The organism is Streptomyces sp. NPDC039736 (assembly GCF_055596485.1).
This window is the reverse complement of record NZ_JBVIUQ010000001.1, coordinates 1,084,046-1,101,131: the sequence shown is the minus strand read 5'-3', so window position 1 is coordinate 1,101,131 and position 17,086 is coordinate 1,084,046. Positions and strand designations below refer to the sequence as shown.

Here is a 17,086-nt window from a genome sequence, read left to right as displayed (position 1 = left end):
CGCCCCCTGCCGGAGTGGTCCGGCCGCCGCACCGGACCACTCCGGCAGGGGTGCGGCGGCCGGGCATCCGGGGGCCCGGCCGGTGGGCAGTCCGAGCGGGCGCGGCCGGACGGCCGCTACGTCTCCCGGCGCGACGGGTCGCCCTCCTGCGCGGTGTCGCCAGCGGGCTCCGCGGAACGTGGGGGCGCGGGTTCTCCCGCGGCGAGGTGGTCCAGTACCTCGGCGAGTTCCCCGCAGGCGTCCTGCACCGATCGCCGGGTGGCGCGCTGCTCGGAGACCATGGCCGACAGCATGAGCGCGGTCAGTGCGGCCGCACCGTTGAACGCCTGGAGTTTGACCATGACCTCGACAGCGGACAGGCCGACGAAAGCACCCTGCTGGGTATTGGCCTCGTACGTCGTGAGCACGGACGCGAACAGGGCACACAGCATGCTCCCCGCCAACTGGAAGCGCAGCGCCACCCAGATCAGCAGGGGGAAGACCAGGAAGAGCACGCTCATCTCCCCCAGTACGGCCAGCGGCACGACGACCAGGGCCACCGCGCTCAGGCACAGCATCTCCTTCCAGCGCCCGAGCCCGGCCGACTTCGTCGCCCCCACCGGCGCCAGCAGGAGCGGAGCGACGAGCAGGACACCCATCGCATCGCCCACCCACCACGCCAGCCACACCGGCCAGAACTCCCCCGTTCCCAGCGCACCGGTTGCCACCTGCGGCACGACACCCGCGGTCGCACTGATGAGCGTGGCGCCGAGCCCCCCGAGGAACGCCAGGGCGAGCCCGTCGCGCACGCGGGGGACGCCGATCCGGAATCCGGCTCTGCGCAGCATGAGGCAGGCGCAGACCGGAGCGAGGGTGTTGCCCGCCACGGTGACGAGCGAGAGCGGCTGAGGCACGGTGAGGGAGGCGATGACGAGGAAGGACCCGACGGCGATTCCGGGCCACACCCACAGGCCGCACACGAGCAGCGCGGCGAGGGCGATACCGGTGGGCGGCCAGATGGGGGTGACCGTCGCCCCTTCGACGGTGAGCCCGCCGAGCAGCCCCAGGCGTCCGGCCCCGAAGTACAGCAGGGCGACGGCCGATGTCGTGAGAACCGTCTTCACGGACAGGCGAAATCGACGAGTCACGCACACAGTAGCCATCAGACACCGCGCCGGCCGTTCCGGCCAGGCGGGCCGGCGGGCGGGTCCGCAGGCCCCGGGGCCGGGTCCGCGGGGCTCGGCGGGCCCCCGGCCTCGCGCGGCCCCCGGGCGATGGACGGGGGCTGCCTCTGTCCGGCGTCGGCCTCGTGGCTGATGATCAGAACCGCGGCATCGTCCTCGTGCCCCACCCTGTCCGCCAACCGCATCACACCGTCCGCGAGGACACGGGCGCCGAGGCCGGCTCCTGCGTTGATCTCGGCGAGCCCCCGCACCCGTCGCAGACCCTCGTCGAGACTGAGCGACGGCCCCTCCACCACTCCGTCCGTCAGCAGCACCACCACGCTCCCCGCGGTGAGCCGATGACAGGTCACCGGATACTCGGCTCCTTCGAGCACGCCCAGCGGGGGCCCGCACTCGCCCTCCTCGGCACCGGACCGGCCGTCGGCCGTGGCCCAGATGTGCGGGATGTGGCCCGCCCGGGCGCATTCCAGCACGCCGGTCGCCGGGTCGAGCCGCAGAAAGGTGCAGGTGGCGAACAGGTCCGCGCCCAGCGAGACCAGGAGATCATTGGTACGGGCGAGCAGCTCCCCGGGATCGTTCGTCACGTGGGCCAGGGCCCGCAGTCCCACCCGGACCTGGCCCATGAAGGCGGCGGCCTCGATGTTGTGCCCCTGGACGTCGCCGATGGACAGGCCGATGCGCCCGTCGGGCATGGTGAAGGCGTCGTACCAGTCGCCCCCGACGTAAAGCCCCTGGTGGGCGGGCACGTAGCCCACCGCGAGGCGGAAGCCGGGAGCCTCCGGCAGTTCCTGGGGAAGCATGCCGCGCTGCAGGGCGACCGCCAGCTCGACCCGTGACCGCTGCACTTTCGCCAGTTCCCGGGCCTGTGCGGTCAGGGCGCCGAGCCTGGTGAGAAGGGCGTCGCCTTCGTCGGCGTCGTGTGCGCGAAACATGCGATCGTCCCGGTTTCGTGAGGGGACCTCACGTCGGTCCAGTGGGCCCACGGTCAGGCGCGCCGGCGGCGTGGCCCTCTGACACAGTCTGCCGGTGGGCGGCCCCGCCCGCACCCCGTCGCCCCCCGGGCGGCAGCGGACCGCCGTCTGCCGGCGGGCGGCGCCCCCGTCGGGGGCGTCACTTCCGTTCACAGGGCGGCGCGGGCAGTGGTGGCCGGAACGTCGATCGGACGACGAACGGACGGTGATCCCGGCAGCTCGGTGCGGGGCGCACGAAAGGAAACCCGGCGCCTCCCGTGAACCGCATGGGTCAGGTGCCGCTCCCGCCCGCACGCTGCCGCCCCGAAAGGCCGCCCGACGTCTCTGGAGACGGACAAGCAGCTCGACCTCGCGATCTCCCTGCCCGTTTCCCGCCTCCGCACCCCGCCGGACACGTCCTCGCGGAGCCGCGGTGAGCCTCGCGCTGACGGGCCGGTGCCTGTGCCGCCCCGAGCACGTCTACGCCGGCGGGACGGGGGCCGACCACGAGGTCATGCACGGGGGACGGCCGTGCTGTCGCCCGGGCGGTGGACGCTGAGGTCGCCGTAGGCCGACAGGACGCCGGCCAGGTCACCGGCTTTGTGCCGCAGGGCGGTGTCCAGGAAGGCGAGAGTGGTCGCGGCGACGACGCGCGGGCTCCCGGTGCGGCCCAGGGAGCCGACTACCGAGGGCACGGGCGGGAGGTACAGGGGGCCGTCCATGAAGGTGAGGTGCGCGGCGCCCGGGACGGTGAGCCGGTAGCTCGTCGCGGTGTTCCGCTCGAGGACCTCGGTGAGGCGGGGTACGTAGTGCGGGTCGGTCGCCGGGGTGACGGCCTGGGTGAGCGCGAGCGTCGGCTGGCGGAGGGCGGGCGAGGCGGGGCCGTGGGGGTAGCCGTCGAGGTCGATGACCGCGTCGAACCGGCCGTCCTGCCGGGCTGCCTGCAGGGCGGCGGCGCCTCCCATGGAGTGGCCGGTCACCGCGGCCCGGCTGGTGTCCAGGCGTCCGGTCAGCGGGCCGGCGATCTCACCTCGGTGCAGACGGTCCAGCTGGGTGAGGACGAAGCTGAGGTCAGCGGCCCGGACCGCCGTCCAGCCGGCCGCCAGCCTGCTGTCCTTGTCCCGGTCGCCGGTGGAGGCGGTCTTGGTGTGGATCGCCCGGCCGCCGGTGAGGACGACGGCGGCGGAGTCGTACGGGTGGTCGAGGGCGGCGACCACGTAGCCGTGACTGGCAAGTTCCTCCGCCCAGGCGGTGTTCTGGGTGCGCACCCCGCCCGACCCCGGGGAGAACAGTACGACCGGGAATCGTCCGCCCCTGCCGGCCACCGCGGCGTCGAAGACCGCACGGGTGCGGGCCCGCGGGGCGCCGTCAACCAGGAAGCCGGGCAGGCCGGCCTGGCGGGCGAGGGCGTCAGAGACGATGCGCGCCTCGTGCTCCGTGCGTCCCAGGTACTGAGCCCGCTGCGCGCCTGCGGGGCTCTTCTGCGCGGGATACCAGAGCTGGACCACGACCCCGCGCCGGTCCCCGGGGTCGGCGGTGAAGGTCTCGGGGCGGTGGGCGTCGGTCCACTGCACCACACGGGTGCCGACCGCGTAACGGCCTGACGGTTCGGGAAACACGGGTACGGGAAAGGACCAGGCCGCCACCGGGCCCGTGGCCATCAGGCCGACACAGGCAGCCGACCCCGGCAACGCCAGCCACCACCGGACCCGCCGCGCCGGCCGGCTGCCACGGCGTCGCAGGAGGGGAGAGAGGGCGAACGGCAGCGCGAGGGCACCGCCTGCCAGTACCGGCAGTAGCTGCCAGCGGATCCCCGTCGCACTCAGCACGGTCGCGGACAGCACCAGCACCGCCCCCGCCGCGATCGTGACGCGCGGGCGGGCAGCGGGGGGAAGCCAGCGCGCCACCACCAGCGCGACGGCGCTCAGCAGGGCAAGCAATTCCAGAGGGGACATGTACAGCCCCGTGACGATGTCGGTCATGCGGCCATCCTCAGCGTGGGGCGCGCGCCGCCACATCGGCCCCGGGTCGCCATCGCGTGCGACCGGAGTCGCAATCGCCAGCATGTCCCCCGTGCGACCGGAGTCGCAATCGAGCACGCCGTTTCAGCAGCCGCTTTGCGACTACGGGGGTAGCGGGACTCCTCCTGCGGTCGCATCTCGGCTCGGTGCCGTCAGACGGTGGACTCATGTTTCCGCTGAATCCGCGGCCTACCGTGACAGGGCCGCGAGACACGCCGGGCGGCCCGGGACCTCGCTCCCCTTGTCCGGCTCGGATCCGGCTGTACGCGGTGGCGGCCCCGGCCGGGGCCGCCATGATGCTCGATCGACGGGGACATGCGATGACTCAGGCGGCTGCGGAAGCCGACAATGCCCTCCCTGTGCGCCACCGGGACCGCATTCGGCGGACGAAGACAGTCGTACGGCTGACGAGGTGCGCCGACCTGGCCTCCGTGCGAACGGGGCGGCTGGCGAGTGCCGCCCGGCGCTGGGGCCTTCGGCTGCCGCCAGTGGTGGGGGCCCTGCTGTTGCCGGCGCTGCTGCTGCTCAACGTCGTGACCACGCGCGCGCCGAGTGAGCTCCCGATGGCCGTGGCCCTCACCGCCGCCCTTGCGCTGCCCCTGGTGTGGCGGCGCCGGGCTCCGCGCACGGTGTTCGGCGTCGTGGCAGCCGCGGCCTTCGTCCAGTGGCTGACGGACGTCCAACTGCCCGCGGACATGGCCTTGCTGGTGGCGCTCTACACCGTGGCCGCGTACTCGGGCCGGCGCAGCACGCTTGTCGCCGGTGCCGTCGTGGAGGGCGGGGCCCTGCTGGCCTGTCTGCGCTGGGCGGCCGAAGGCGCGTTCCTGACCCTCTTTGTCGCCGTGACGGCGTTGGTCGTCGCCTCCGCCGTCCTGGGGGTGAATGCGCGAACCACGCGCGCCTACCTCGCGGCCGTGGAGGACCGGGCCGCACGTCTGGAGCTGCAACAGGACCAGCAGGCGCGACTGGCCGTCACCGAGGAGAGGACGCGTATAGCCCGGGAGGTGCACGACATCGTCAGCCACAACCTGTCCGTCATGGTCGCGCTCACCGACGCCGCCGTCTACGCGCAGCACCGGTCGCCCGACAAGGCCACCGCCGTGATGCTTCAGATCTCCGAGACGGGCCGGCAGGCCCTGACCGACATGCGGCGCTCGTTGGGCATCCTGCGGACCGACGAACCGGACGCGGAACGCCACCCGTTGCCCGGCATCGCACAACTGGCAGCTCTCGCCGACCAGATGTGCGCCGCCGGACTGCCGACCCGCGTCGAGGTCCAGGGCGGCCACACCCACATGCCCAGCACCGCGCAACTGACCGTCTACCGCCTGGTACAGGAAGCCTTGACCAACACCCTCAAGCACACACCCACCGGCACACGCGCGCACGTCCGGATACGGTGCTCGCCCGAGACCGTCACCGTGGACGTCACGGACAGCGGCCCCCGCTCGCCGCTTCCCGGCGCCGGACCATCCGGCCACGGCATCCCCGGCATGCGCGAGCGCGCGGCCGCCTACGGGGGAGAACTGCAGACCGGACCGCTTCCGGGCGGCGGCTGGAGAACCCGCACCCGCCTCTTCCTCGGCAGCAGCGGAGCGGTGTCCGCATGACGATCCGCATCCTGATCGCCGACGACGAAGCACTGCTCCGTATGGCCTTCGGCACGGTCCTGGAGGCCCAGCCCGACATGGCACCGGTCGGCGAAGCCCCGGACGGCGCGGAGGCCGTACGCCTCGCCCGGGAGCTGCGCCCCGATGTCGTCCTCATGGACGTCCGGATGCCCGGGACCGACGGGATCGAGGCCACCCGGCAGGTGATCCGAGTCTCCCCGCGGAGCAGAGTGCTGATCCTCACCACCTTCGACCTGGACGAATACGCTTTCGCCGGACTCAACGCCGGAGCCTCGGGCTTCCTGCTGAAGAACACCAGGCCCGAGGAGCTGCTCACCGCGATACGCAGCGTGGCCGCGGGCGACGCAGTGGTCTCCCCGCAGATCACCCGCCGCCTGCTGGAGAACCTCCGCCCGCACATCCCTGACGGCAACAGCCTCGCCCGCGACGAGCGGCTGAGCCGCCTCAGCGCTCGTGAGCGGGAGGTGCTCATCCGGGTGGGCCGCGGCCTGTCCAACACCGAGATCGCGGCCGCCCTGCACCTCGCGGAGGCGACCGTGAAGTCCCACCTCGGGCGAATCCTGCAGAAGCTCGAACTCCGGGACCGGATACAGGCCGTGATCTTCGCCTACGAAAGCCGCCTCATCGGCCCTTCATGACGCTGCCGCCCGGACGACAACCGCCGCAGCGAGCGGCGCGTTGGCGGCCTCCTGTTGCTCGCCCACGACGAACTGGGCATTGACACCGCCGCGGCGGCGACGTCACGGAAGCGGCAGGCGGTCCAACGAACACAGCCGCATCACGTGGTTCGGCCGAGCCGACTCCGACGCCCTGAGGAAGGCACTTGACGCCATCCTCGCCCGCTGCAAGTGGCCAGGCGGGAAAGGAGACCAGGCCCCCTGCCTCCTCCTGAAGGGGAATCTCGCAGCCCTTCGCCTGCCTCACCCGTACGGCCAAGCGCGGCCGTGATGTTCAGGCGGCGTCCAAATGCCGGGAGGATCGTGCGTGGCGTGCTGCCTTCGCCTGCCTGCCTCCCTGTATCACCCGCAAGTGACTGCGTCGCGCATGACGCGCTGGTTCGGTCTCCAGCAGGACCCGGTCCTCGATGCGGGTCATCACGAACAGCATCAGGCCCAGTGAGGGGAGCAGCAGAACTGCGACCACGATCACGACATTGCCTCCCAGCGAACAGATTCTCCGCGCGTTCCCGCCCTGGTGCCGGATACCGGCCCGGGATGTGAAGGCCCTGCGTAAGAGCGGCGAAGCGGCTGAGCACTCCGGTGCCCCCGCGTGCAGGGTGACTGGGGCGGGGCGCGGCACCTGCTCAACCGCCCTTGCTCTGCCCGGGCTCGCCCGTCGGCCTGTCGGCCTGTTGGAATCGCGTCAACAGGACCTCTGCCGCGACCGCGGACAGAGTGCCGTGACCGTGCCGCACCCAGGCCAGAGAAGCGATCGCGCACCCGCACACGCGAACACCCCCCGAACCCCCTGTGCCGGAAGGACGCCCACCCGTCCGCACCTCGACCCCGAGGCGGCCCTGCTTCCTGTCCAGTCCGCCGAGCCGGTCGCCCAGGTTCGCACCGCGATCCGCGATGTGCCGCCCCGGCGTTCCCGAACCCGTCGAGTTGGCGGGCTCGCGTCTTCACCTGCCGGAACGGTGCTGCACCCTGCGGAAAACCGCGGGGTCGGAACTGCGGAGAACACCACCGAGGTGGACGGCAACCCTCATACCGGCACTGAGCAGCGCTTTCTAACTTCGAGGAAGAAGAAGGGGGCACCCGCCCCCACCGCCCCCGCCAGCTTGGAGTCCCTGATGAACCTCACCGCCATGGCGCTCGCCCAGCAGCCCGCGGACGGCGTCGCCGGCTGGGCCGCCGGCCTCGTCGACACCATGGGCGGCCCGGGAGCCGGTCTCGCCATCGCCCTGGAGAACCTCTTCCCGCCGTTGCCCAGTGAGGTCGTCCTGCCGCTGACCGGCTTCGCCGCCGGTCAGGGGGTGCTGAGCCTGGCCTCGGCGCTCTTCTGGACAACGCTGGGTTCGGTGGTCGGGGCGGTGGCGCTCTACTGGATCGGAGTGCTCCTCGGCCGGGAGCGGATGCACGCGATCTGGGGGAAGCTGCCCCTGGTGAAGGCCTCCGACCTGGTCCGCACCGAGGAGTGGTTCTCCAAGCACGGGACGAAGGCCGTCTTCCTCGGCAGGATGGTGCCGATCTTCCGCAGCCTGATCTCGGTGCCCGCCGGTGTCGAGCGGATGCCGATGCCCCTCTTCATCATGCTCACCACGCTCGGCAGCCTCATCTGGAACGGCATCCTGGTGCTGGCCGGCTACTGGCTGGGCGACCAGTGGGACGTCGTGGAGACCTACGTCGGTTTCCTGTCGAAAGCCGTCCTGGTCATGGTCGTCGTCGCCGTCGTCGCCTACGTGGCGGTCCGTGTCCGCAGCCGCGGCCGGGCCCAGCACCGGCGCGCCTCGTGACCCTCGGCTTCCGTCCCACCGGTACGGCACTGCTGCCCGCACACCCCGGACGATCTTGCCCGGGCTGTGCGGGCGCACTAATCTCGGGCCCCGTGCAGGGGGATCCAGCAGGTACCACGTCCAACCGACCGCCGAGGAATTCCGGCGGGCACGGCACCGGTGAGGACGAGACCGTCACTCGTACGACCATCCCGTCCTGGCCGCGCCGCGGGCTGGGGGCCCTCCTCGGCTGCGCGACCGCCCTGGTCGGCGCCCTCTACTTCCTCGTCGTCGGCGCGGCCCTCGGACCGTTCCTGCTCTGCCCGCGGACCCGCTCCGGCGCCCTGGAGATCCTGGTGGCCGGCGCCCGGCGCCTGGTCGGCCTCGAACGGGTCCGCCGCTCCGCCTTCTTCGGCGATCTCTTCCCCGAGCACTACCCCGAGCACTACAAGGTCTCGGACCAGAAGATCCTGCGCTACCTCGCGATCCGCAGCTGCACGGGACTGCTGTGCGGAGTGGTCATCGGACTGCTCGTCTTCGGCGGCGTCCTGGCCGGCGTCCTGACCACCGGCGTCGTACGGGGCACCCTCGGCTGGGACGAACTGCTCACCCAGATCCTCCTCGGCGGCGTGCTGCTCTTCCTCGACGTCCAGGGGCTCTCCTCGCTGGCCGCGCTCGACGCCCGTATCGCCCGTGAGTGCTTCGGCCCCTCGGAGCGGGAGCTGCTCCGGCGGCGTATCGACGAACTCGCCACCAGCCGGGCCGCGGTCGTCGAGGCCGTCGACGCCGAACGCCGGCGCATCGAGCGCGATCTGCACGACGGGGTCCAGCAGCGTCTGGTCGCGCTCGCCATGCTGATCGGCCGGGCACGCCGGGGCCGTGACCCCGAACAGGCCGACGCGCTGCTGCTCCAGGCACACGAGGAGTCCCAGGGCGTGCTGACCGAACTGCGCGAGGCGGCCTGGCGGGTGTACCCGTCGGCGCTCGACAGTCTCGGTCTCGAAGAGGCGATCGGCGGCGTCGCGGAACGGTGCAGCATTCCGCTGCGGACCCGTTTCGACGTCGACGCCCCGCTGCCCCGGCCGGTGGAGACCGCCGCCTACTTCGTGGTGTCGGAGTCCGTGACGAACGCGGCCAAGCACTCCTCGGCCTCGGCGATCTCGGTGGCGGTGGCGCTCGACGGGGTGCGGCTCACCGTGCGGGTCGAGGACGACGGCACGGGCGGCGCGAACGAGACCGGCAGCGGGCTGACGGGACTGCGCAGCCGGGTGGCCGCGCTCGACGGCGTGCTGCACGTCCACAGCCCCCTCGGGGGACCGACCACCGTCACCGCGGAGCTTCCATGCGCGTAATCCTGGCCGAGGACTCGACCCTGCTGCGAGAGGGCCTGGTCAGGCTGCTCGTCGAGGAGGGCCACGAGGTGCTGGCGGCGCTGGGTGACGCGGTGACGCTGCTCAAGGAGGTCGAGGAGCAGCGGCCGGACATCGTCGTCGTCGACATCCGGATGCCTCCGACGCACACGGACGAGGGGCTGCGGGCGGCCGTCGAGGTCCGGGAGCGCTGGCCCGAGGTCAGCGTGCTCGTACTCTCGCAGCACATCGAGCGGAACTACGCGGCCAAGCTCCTGGCGTCCAGCGCGGAGCGGGTCGGCTACCTCCTGAAGGACCGGGTGGCGCAGGTCGAGGAGTTCCTCGACGCGCTGGAGCGGATCCACGCCGGCGGGGCGGCGATCGACCCGGAGGTCGTACGGCAGCTGGTCATCCGCACCACGCACGGGGACCCGCTGGCGCGGCTGACACCCCGGGAGCGCACGGTCCTGGAGGCGCTCGCACAGGGGCACACGAACACGGCCATCGCGCAGAAGCTGCACATCTCGCTGAGTTCGGTGGAGAAGAACCTCAACGCCGTCTTCGACAAGCTGGAGCTGTCCCGCACCACCGGGTACAACCGACGGATCCTGGCGGTGCTCCGCTACCTGGAGTCATAGCTCCGGGAAGCGGGCGGGACAGGCCGTCCCCGCCGATGCGGTGGGGACGGCCCGCAGCACGCCTGCGCGAAGGCGTACGGGTCCAAGGGCGTCATCCGGCGACTGCTGGGCCTGGAGGCGCCCCTCCCGCCCCGCCTCCGGGGCGAGTTCGAGGAGGACGTCGAAGGCCACGCGGTCCTCCGGCGCGAACCCGGTGGACTCGAAGGCGGTGACCACTTCCGGCGGTCCGCCGCGAGCTGGGGCGGTTCTCCTCCTGGACGACCTCGACCGCGGTTTGTTCGCGCCGCTCGCCCCTACTTCTTGCAGAACGACGCGTCCAGCACCGCCAGCGCGTGTTCCGGGCCCTGCGGCGTCGGAGCCGCGTTCGCCGTGAGGGCGATGGCAGTCGCGCGGCCGTCGTCCGTGACGCCGATGCGGGTGGCGTGGCCCGGGATGTCGCCGCCGTGGCCCCACATCACGCCGCCGCAGCTCAGCGCCGTGCTCATCACCCCGAGCCCGTAGCGAACCTGCTTGCCGTTCCACTGGTCGGGCACCGCGACGGTCGTACGCATCTGCTTGATCTGCGCGGGCTTCAGCAGCTTGCCGTCGAACAGGGCCTTGAAGAACCGGTTCAGGTCACTGGGCGAGGAGACGATCTGTCCGGCGGCCCAGCTCCACGACGGGTCCAGTTCGGTGACGTCGACCAGCGGCGCTCCCGGCTTCGAAGAGTGGTACGCCTTCGGGTGCTTGCCGCGGATGCGCTGCTCCCCGACGTTCGGGAAGTACGTGTGCCGCAGCCCCGCGCGGTCGATGACGCGGCGCGTGATCTCCTCAGCCAGCGGACGCCCGGTGACCTTCTCGACCAGCAGCCCCGCGAGCACGTAGTTGGTGTTGCTGTACGACCACTTCTCCCCCGGCGCGAACAGGGCCTCGTGCTCCAGCGCGCCGTCCAGGAGCGCGCGCGGCTGGTAGTAGGTGTGGAGGTCCTTGCCGAGCAGGTCGTCGAGCATGTGCTCCGTGTAGTTCGGCACGCCACTGGTGTGGTTGAGGATCTGCCGGACCGTGATCTTGCGGCCGTCGATGCCCTTGCCGCGCACCAGCTTCGGCAGGTACTTCTCGATGGGGGCGTCGAGGTCGACCTTCCCCTCGCCGACGATTTGCAGCACGACGGCCGCGACGAAGGTCTTGGTGTTGCTGCCGGCTCGCACCTGGCCGTCGACGGGGGCGGGCGCACCGGTTCTCACGTCGCCCGTGCCGTATGCGTAGTTGCGGGTCTTCCCGTCCCGGTCGACGGTGGCGGCGAGAGCCGCCGGGTACTTGTCCTTCTGGACGAGGCCGGACAGCCCCTGGCGCAGCGCGGCGTCCCGTGTGTCGGACGCGGCGGCGGTGGCCGCCGGGGTCGCGGTGGACGCCGCGGATGCGGGCAGGACGCTTCCGGCGGCGAGCGCGGCGGCGAGCACGGCCACCGCCGCGATGCCGCGACGGCGCGCGGCCGGGGTCAGGACCCGCGCGGGCGTCTCGGGCTGCCGGGGAGAACGGTCGGCGGAACGATCGGACATGGAGAACCTTCCTGGGACACGGACGTCGGACGCGGTGCGCGGCCGGACCCCTCAAGGCTCTCCGTTCAAGATCCACAAGCCCATACGGGCAGCAGGTACATCGTCCCGGGGGAAATCCCCACCGTCGGCGGCAGTCGTTGCGCCCTGCGACCGCATGGGCGAGTTCGCTCCCATCGCAGGCGCGCTGATCCGTCTCCGGACGGACCTCAGAGCCGGTGGTCCGGAGAACGCCGGAGGTGGCTCGGGACCGCCGCCCCCACCGGCCCCGCCGCAGCCGTGAAGCCGCGGCGGGCCTCCGTCGCCCCGGGCAAAGCCGGCCGGGCCTGTACGCCTCGCTCCGGCCCGAGTCCGCAGACGGGTTCCGGACCCTACGGCCGCACTTGCCCTGCCCGGTCCGCGCACCGAAACCCGCAGCCCCGGCCCAGGAAGACCACCCGGCACGGAGAACCGCCGCCGACCGCTGCCGGACCGGAGTGCATCCCGCGTCCTTCGTCCTCTGGCTCCGCGGACCCGCTCAAGGCCCTTCGGGCGGAGGCGGTCTAGTAGGGACGCGCCATTCCGGAGGGTCTAGTAGGGACGCGCCATTCCGGAGAAGGCCGGGGCGAGCTTCTCCTGGGCGGAGCGGGGGAAGGCGACCGTGCGCGGGTCGCCGTCGGACACGTACCAGCTCTTCTGCGCGGCGAGCCGGTCCAGCCAGCGTGCGGAACCCAGTTCGGCGTCCTCGTCCTTGGGGCCGGCCGAACGGATCCGTGGGATCGCGGTGGGCTTGAAGTCCTTGGCGAACGGCGAGACCGCGGGGTTGGAGCCGACGAGGTAGACCCCGTCGTAGCGGTAGCCGGGGCCCCGCGCGGCCACCGAGGCCGGCTGGGGCATCGCCCCGAAGGGCAGGGCCAGCGAGGTGACGGCGGTCCCCGGGGCGGCCTTCTCGATCGCCTGCTGACCGGCGGCGATGGCGCGGGCGGCGCCCGCCTGGTCCAGGGAGCGGAGGTTCTGGTGCTGATCGGTGTGGTTGCCGACCTCGTACCCGTGCTTTGTCAGCCAGGTCAGCGCCTTGCCGGGGCCGGTGGCCCCGAAGGCGTCCGCGTTGACGAAGAACGTGGCCACCGGCTTGAAGGCGGGGTACTTGCGCGCCGTCTCCGCCAGGATCGCGGCGGCCGTGCCGGGGACGGGCTCACCGTTGTCGCCGAGGCGGAGCTGGCTGTTGGTCGAGTCGTCGAAGGTGAGGACCACCGGGTGCGTTCCGGCCGGCGTGGCGATGCGGCCCTTCTGGAAGTCCCGGGCGGTGACCGGCACGTACTTCTCGCGGGCGAGGCGTTCGAGCTCGGCCCGGAAGTCGGCCGGAGTGCGGTCGTAGACGCTCGCGGGCTTCTCGGTGAGCTGGTGGTACATCAGGACCGGCACTTGGCCGAGCTCGTTGACGCCCAGTTCCGCCGGGTTCACCGCCGCGGCGGAACTCGCTGCCGCGGGAGAGGCGGCTGCCGGTCGGCCCACGGCGGCCGGTGGCGCTCCCGAGGAGCAGCCGGTGGTGAGCAGGGCGGCGCCGGTGAGGACGCAGAGCGGGAGCAGGGCATGACGCATGGTGGGAAACCTCCAAGACGGACGTGTCGCGTCATCCCTACCGGCCTGGGGATTTCCCGTACCGCACGGCCCCCGGATGGCGCAGCCGCCGCGCGGCGACGGCATACGCCCGACCGGGTGGGATCGACGCGAATCGGTAGTGGTGGCGCAGCCGCGCGGCAATCAGTGAAAGGACATCCCCCAGCCACCCAGCGCTGAAGGACACGAAGGGCACCAAGATGGCTATGCGCGGCATATCGGACCCCGAGCCCACCCCCCGTCGGCGACGCCGTACGGGCAAACGCACTCTGTTGGCGACGGCCGGCCTGCTCGCCGTGACCGGGGCCGGCGTCGGAGCATGGACGCTTCTGAGCCCCGGCCCCGGCGTGCAGGGTCTGGCCGACGGAGACGTGCTGGACAAGCGCCGGGCCGCGCAGGTGAACGCTTACCTGGACACCGCCGACGGCGCCGAGGGCCTGCGCACCACCCTCGACGGCAGAGCCGTGCCCGCCAAGCCGGAGGGCGACAGGCTGAAGCTCGCGCTTCCGCGCCTGACCGAGGGGCAGCACACCCTGGTGATCGAGGGTGACGGCGGATTCCCGTTCGGCTCCTCCCGGGAGGTCGTCGACTTCACCGTGGACACCACCGCTCCCGAGTTGGCGGTCGCGAACCCCGAGGTGAAGAAGTCGGACGAACCGGTGACGCTCACCGGGAAAGCCGCCGCAGGATCGACGGTGACCGTCGACGGCAAGGAGGTTCCCGTCGACGAGGCCGGTGCGTTCCGGGTGACCGTGCCCAAGGGGACGCCGACGGTCCAGGTGGCCGCCGTCGACCGCGCAGGCAACACCACGACCCGCTCCGTGTCGGCCCAGGGCCGTCGGCCCGTCATCCGGGCCGCGCACATCACCGCCATCGGCTGGGGCGACGACACTCTGCGCAAGGGCGTCCTCGACCTCGTGCGCAGCGGCAAGCTCAACGCCGTACAGCTGGACGTGAAGGACGAGGACGGCGAGGTCGGGTACGCCTCGCAGGTGCCGCTGGCACGCAAGGTCGGCGCGGCCAAGGGCTATTACGACGCGCGCAAGGCGGTGGCGGAGATCCACGCGGCCGGCGCCCAGGTCATCGGGCGCATCGTCGCCTTCCGCGACCCCAAGCTCGCCACGGCGGCCTGGAAGTCCGGCCAGCGCGACCAGGTCGTACTGACCTCGGGCGGGCAGCCCTACGGCGGCGGCAACTACGGCGCCCTCGCCTTCACCAACTTCGCCGACCCCACGGTCCGCAAGTACAACCAGGACCTCGCCGTCGAAGCGGCCAAGCTCGGTTTCGACGACATCCTGTACGACTACGTGCGCCGCCCCGACGGCCCGCTGTCGGGCATGCGCTTCCCCGGCATCGGCTCCCGCACGCCGGAACAGGCCATCACCTCGTTCGTCGCCGACACCCGGACGGCGATGGGCTCGACCGGCAAGTACCTCGGGGTCTCCGTCTTCGGCATAGCGGCCACCCGGCCCACCGAGATCGCCCAGGACATCCCCGCCCTGGCCAAGGTGAGCGACTACATCGCGCCGATGGTCTACCCGTCCCACTGGGGTCCGGGAGAGTACGGGGTGGCCAACCCCGACACCGCTCCGTACGCGATCGTGCAGCGCTCTCTCGCCGACTTCGCCCGGCAGACGAAGGGCACCCAGAGCGAGGTGGTCCCGTGGCTGCAGGACTTCTCCATGGGGAGCACCTACGGCCCGGCCCAGGTGGCCGAGCAGATCAAGGCCGCGGCGGCGAACAAGATGAACTCCTTCATCCTCTGGAACGCCGGGGCCCGCTACCAGGGCGCGGCACTCCAGGCGATCGCCGCGCGCTGAGCCGGAGAAGGCCAGGGTCCGTCCAGACGTCCGAGCTCCCGGTCTGAGCCCGGGGGCCGGACGTCGTGCCGGACCGCAGCCGCCACCGCCGGTGGCCGGTGTGCGGGAGGGGGACGGGGCAAGTCACCGCAGGGGGTGGTCTTCACCGCCGCCGCCCGGCGCCGGTGACGCTCGGAGCCCGGTAGGTTCGCGCCGGTCACGCAGACGGCACGAACCCACCGGGCTTCCGGGTGTCACCGGTCTCCGGGGTATTCCGGCAGGGGCTGTTCGATGCCGGGTTCCACCTCCCGCAGCAGGTCCGTCAGTTCGGCGGGCAGGGTCACGATGCCCTCGCCGTTCTGGGCCGCGGGCCGGGGTCCCAGTCGTACGAGCGCCCCGCCGTGAGGTCGAGTGCCGCTCGGCGCATCGGGGCACTCTTCCCATTCCAGTGGCGGGCATCGCCTTCCCCCCGCTCACGGGAAACTCGCCCGTGACGACTGGGCGCGATGCCCGTGGAACCGCGCTCGGTCGCACACCGACCAGTGCGTCCCTCCCTCTCCCCGACGGTGGAATCTGCCGTCGGAGCGGACGGGCGTCGGCACGCTGCCGTGAGCAGGACACGCACCTTGCCCGCCTGGGAGTTCCCGCACTCATCGAGCCGCTGCCCCAGTGCTGCACCAGCCGTTGCCCGTCGCGCAGGCATGTCCTGACTGTGCGTTGCAGCAGCCGCCGGGCCCTGAGCAGGTGCAAGGGCTTTCAGGCGGCCCGGAGTTCACTCTTCGTATTCCTGCGGGCTCCGGTCATGGGCTGGTCAGGCGTTCATGGCCAGGTCGTAGAAGGTCGCGAGGGCCTTGTCGATGGGGTGGGGCTCGGGGCGGCCCGAGGCGTCGAGGGTGTTCCACCTCTGGAGGTTCAACGCGAGGGCGAGTTGGCGTTGGCCGTCGGCTCGGATCAGGGCCAGGGTGCCGCCGCCCCAGACGGTGCCGCCGTGGCCCCAGAAGGTCTGCCCACCGGAGGACTCGACCGGGTGGAGGCCGAGGCCGTAGGGGATGGTACTGAGTTCCTGCGAGACGACCTGGGTGGTCTGCTGCATTTCCGTCAGGGAGGACGGGGAGATGATCGTGCCGGACAGGAGGGCCGCGTAGAAGCGGTTGAGGTCGGCGACGGTGGATGTCAGGTTGGCCGACGGACCCGCGTAGGACATGTCGAAGACGCTGTAGTCGCGGGGCGGGTCGATCTTGCCGAACCAGGACTCGTAGAGACGTGAGTGCGGGCCGTCGATGTGGGGGCCGGTCGGGAACTCGGTGTCGTGCAGGCCGGCGCGCCGGATGACGTTCTCGGTGATGCAGTCCTCGGCGGGAATGCCCGTGACGTGTTCGAGAAGGGCGGCGAGGAGCAGGTAGTTGGTGTTGGAGTAGAGGCCCGGGGCGCCGCCCGGCGGACCGAAGGCGGGGGCCGTAACGCCGAGCCTGATCAGGTCGGTGCGGTCGAAGTGGGTGTGGCGGTGCTCGTCGAAGCACTCGGGGGTGGTGCGCGCGAGGTCAGGGAAGGCCCGGAGCGAGGTGTAGACGTACGGGAGGTACTCGGCGAGGCCGCTGGTGTGGTTGAGCAGCATCCGCACCGTGATCGTCTCGCCGCGTGACCCGGGCACCAGGTGCGGGAGGTAGGCGCCGATCGGGGCGTCGAGGCCGATGGTGCCTCTTTCGGCCTGTTGCAGGACCGCGGCGGCGGTGAAGGTCTTGGTGACGCTGCCGATGCGGTGCTTCATGTCGGCGCTGATGGGCCGGCCGGTGGTGCGGTCGGCGACTCCGGCGGCGCCGCGCCAGGTCTCGTCGCTGTTGCGTATCTCGGCGAACAGGCCCGGCACTCCGGCGTGGTGGACGTCTTCGAGGGCTTCGTTCAGTGCTGTGGCATCGAGCGGGTTCCGCATGGCGAAGCGGGTCCTTTCGTCGTCGCAGGGCGGGATG

The 17,086-nt window shown here is 71.9% G+C and carries 14 protein-coding genes; 6 read left to right on the top strand and 8 right to left on the bottom strand.

Features of this window, described 5'->3' with window-relative positions:
• Positions 1–116 precede the first annotated feature (116 nt).
• From ACZ56L_RS04655 to ACZ56L_RS04645, 3 genes are all read right to left on the bottom strand, one after another.
• Complete coding sequence (locus ACZ56L_RS04655) at positions 117–1,142, bottom strand: MASE1 domain-containing protein (RefSeq protein WP_471061464.1); 1,026 nt, start codon at positions 1,140–1,142, stop codon at positions 117–119.
• The gene (locus ACZ56L_RS04650) at positions 1,142–2,095 is read right to left on the bottom strand and encodes a PP2C family protein-serine/threonine phosphatase (RefSeq protein WP_471061461.1); all 954 of its coding nucleotides are present in this window, start codon (positions 2,093–2,095) and stop codon (positions 1,142–1,144) included. The genes ACZ56L_RS04655 and ACZ56L_RS04650 overlap by 1 nt, the downstream gene beginning before the upstream one ends.
• A 530-nt stretch (positions 2,096–2,625) precedes the next feature.
• Positions 2,626–4,095 (bottom strand): alpha/beta hydrolase family protein, encoded by a 1,470-nt coding sequence (locus tag ACZ56L_RS04645; RefSeq protein ID WP_471061458.1) that lies wholly within the window; start codon positions 4,093–4,095, stop codon positions 2,626–2,628.
• 332 nt (positions 4,096–4,427) lie between these two features.
• Here ACZ56L_RS04645 and ACZ56L_RS04640 point away from each other — a divergent pair, with 332 nt between their 5' ends.
• Positions 4,428–5,744, top strand: coding sequence for a sensor histidine kinase (locus ACZ56L_RS04640; protein WP_471061455.1), 1,317 nt, complete (start codon positions 4,428–4,430; stop codon positions 5,742–5,744).
• Positions 5,741–6,403: a response regulator gene (locus ACZ56L_RS04635; protein ID WP_468684848.1), complete on the top strand. Its 663-nt coding sequence runs from the start codon at positions 5,741–5,743 to the stop codon at positions 6,401–6,403. The genes ACZ56L_RS04640 and ACZ56L_RS04635 overlap by 4 nt, the downstream gene beginning before the upstream one ends.
• Before the next feature lie 313 nt (positions 6,404–6,716).
• On the opposite strand, the gene ACZ56L_RS04630 is transcribed toward ACZ56L_RS04635, so the two are convergent.
• Complete coding sequence (locus ACZ56L_RS04630; RefSeq protein ID WP_345218931.1) at positions 6,717–6,914, bottom strand: hypothetical protein; 198 nt, start codon at positions 6,912–6,914, stop codon at positions 6,717–6,719.
• A gap of 643 nt (positions 6,915–7,557) precedes the next feature.
• Between ACZ56L_RS04630 and ACZ56L_RS04625 the strand changes: the two genes are divergently transcribed.
• The 3 genes from ACZ56L_RS04625 to ACZ56L_RS04615 all read left to right on the top strand — a co-directional run bounded on the left by ACZ56L_RS04625 (position 7,558) and on the right by ACZ56L_RS04615 (position 10,186).
• On the top strand, positions 7,558–8,220 hold the full coding sequence (locus ACZ56L_RS04625) for a DedA family protein (protein WP_345218929.1): 663 nt from the start codon (positions 7,558–7,560) through the stop codon (positions 8,218–8,220).
• Positions 8,221–8,312: 92 nt separating this feature from the next.
• Complete coding sequence (locus ACZ56L_RS04620) at positions 8,313–9,551, top strand: sensor histidine kinase (protein ID WP_471061450.1); 1,239 nt, start codon at positions 8,313–8,315, stop codon at positions 9,549–9,551.
• Positions 9,542–10,186, top strand: coding sequence for a response regulator transcription factor (locus ACZ56L_RS04615; RefSeq protein WP_471061447.1), 645 nt, complete (start codon positions 9,542–9,544; stop codon positions 10,184–10,186). Before ACZ56L_RS04620 ends, ACZ56L_RS04615 begins: the two co-directional genes overlap by 10 nt.
• On the opposite strand, the gene ACZ56L_RS04610 is transcribed toward ACZ56L_RS04615, so the two are convergent.
• From ACZ56L_RS04610 to ACZ56L_RS04600, 3 genes are all read right to left on the bottom strand, one after another.
• On the bottom strand, positions 10,181–10,402 hold the full coding sequence (locus ACZ56L_RS04610) for a hypothetical protein (protein WP_471061444.1): 222 nt from the start codon (positions 10,400–10,402) through the stop codon (positions 10,181–10,183). The genes ACZ56L_RS04615 and ACZ56L_RS04610 overlap by 6 nt on opposite strands.
• Before the next feature lie 77 nt (positions 10,403–10,479).
• Positions 10,480–11,724, bottom strand: coding sequence for a serine hydrolase domain-containing protein (locus ACZ56L_RS04605; RefSeq protein WP_471061441.1), 1,245 nt, complete (start codon positions 11,722–11,724; stop codon positions 10,480–10,482).
• Between the two features lie 567 nt (positions 11,725–12,291).
• Entirely contained in the window at positions 12,292–13,302 is a 1,011-nt protein-coding gene (locus ACZ56L_RS04600) for a polysaccharide deacetylase family protein (RefSeq protein ID WP_401759596.1), read from the bottom strand.
• Between the two features lie 224 nt (positions 13,303–13,526).
• Here ACZ56L_RS04600 and ACZ56L_RS04595 point away from each other — a divergent pair, with 224 nt between their 5' ends.
• Positions 13,527–15,140, top strand: coding sequence for a putative glycoside hydrolase (locus ACZ56L_RS04595; RefSeq protein WP_471061437.1), 1,614 nt, complete (start codon positions 13,527–13,529; stop codon positions 15,138–15,140).
• A gap of 790 nt (positions 15,141–15,930) precedes the next feature.
• On the opposite strand, the gene ACZ56L_RS04590 is transcribed toward ACZ56L_RS04595, so the two are convergent.
• Positions 15,931–17,049, bottom strand: a complete 1,119-nt coding sequence (locus ACZ56L_RS04590) for a serine hydrolase domain-containing protein (RefSeq protein WP_471061434.1) — start codon at positions 17,047–17,049, stop codon at positions 15,931–15,933.
• Positions 17,050–17,086: the final 37 nt, after the last annotated feature.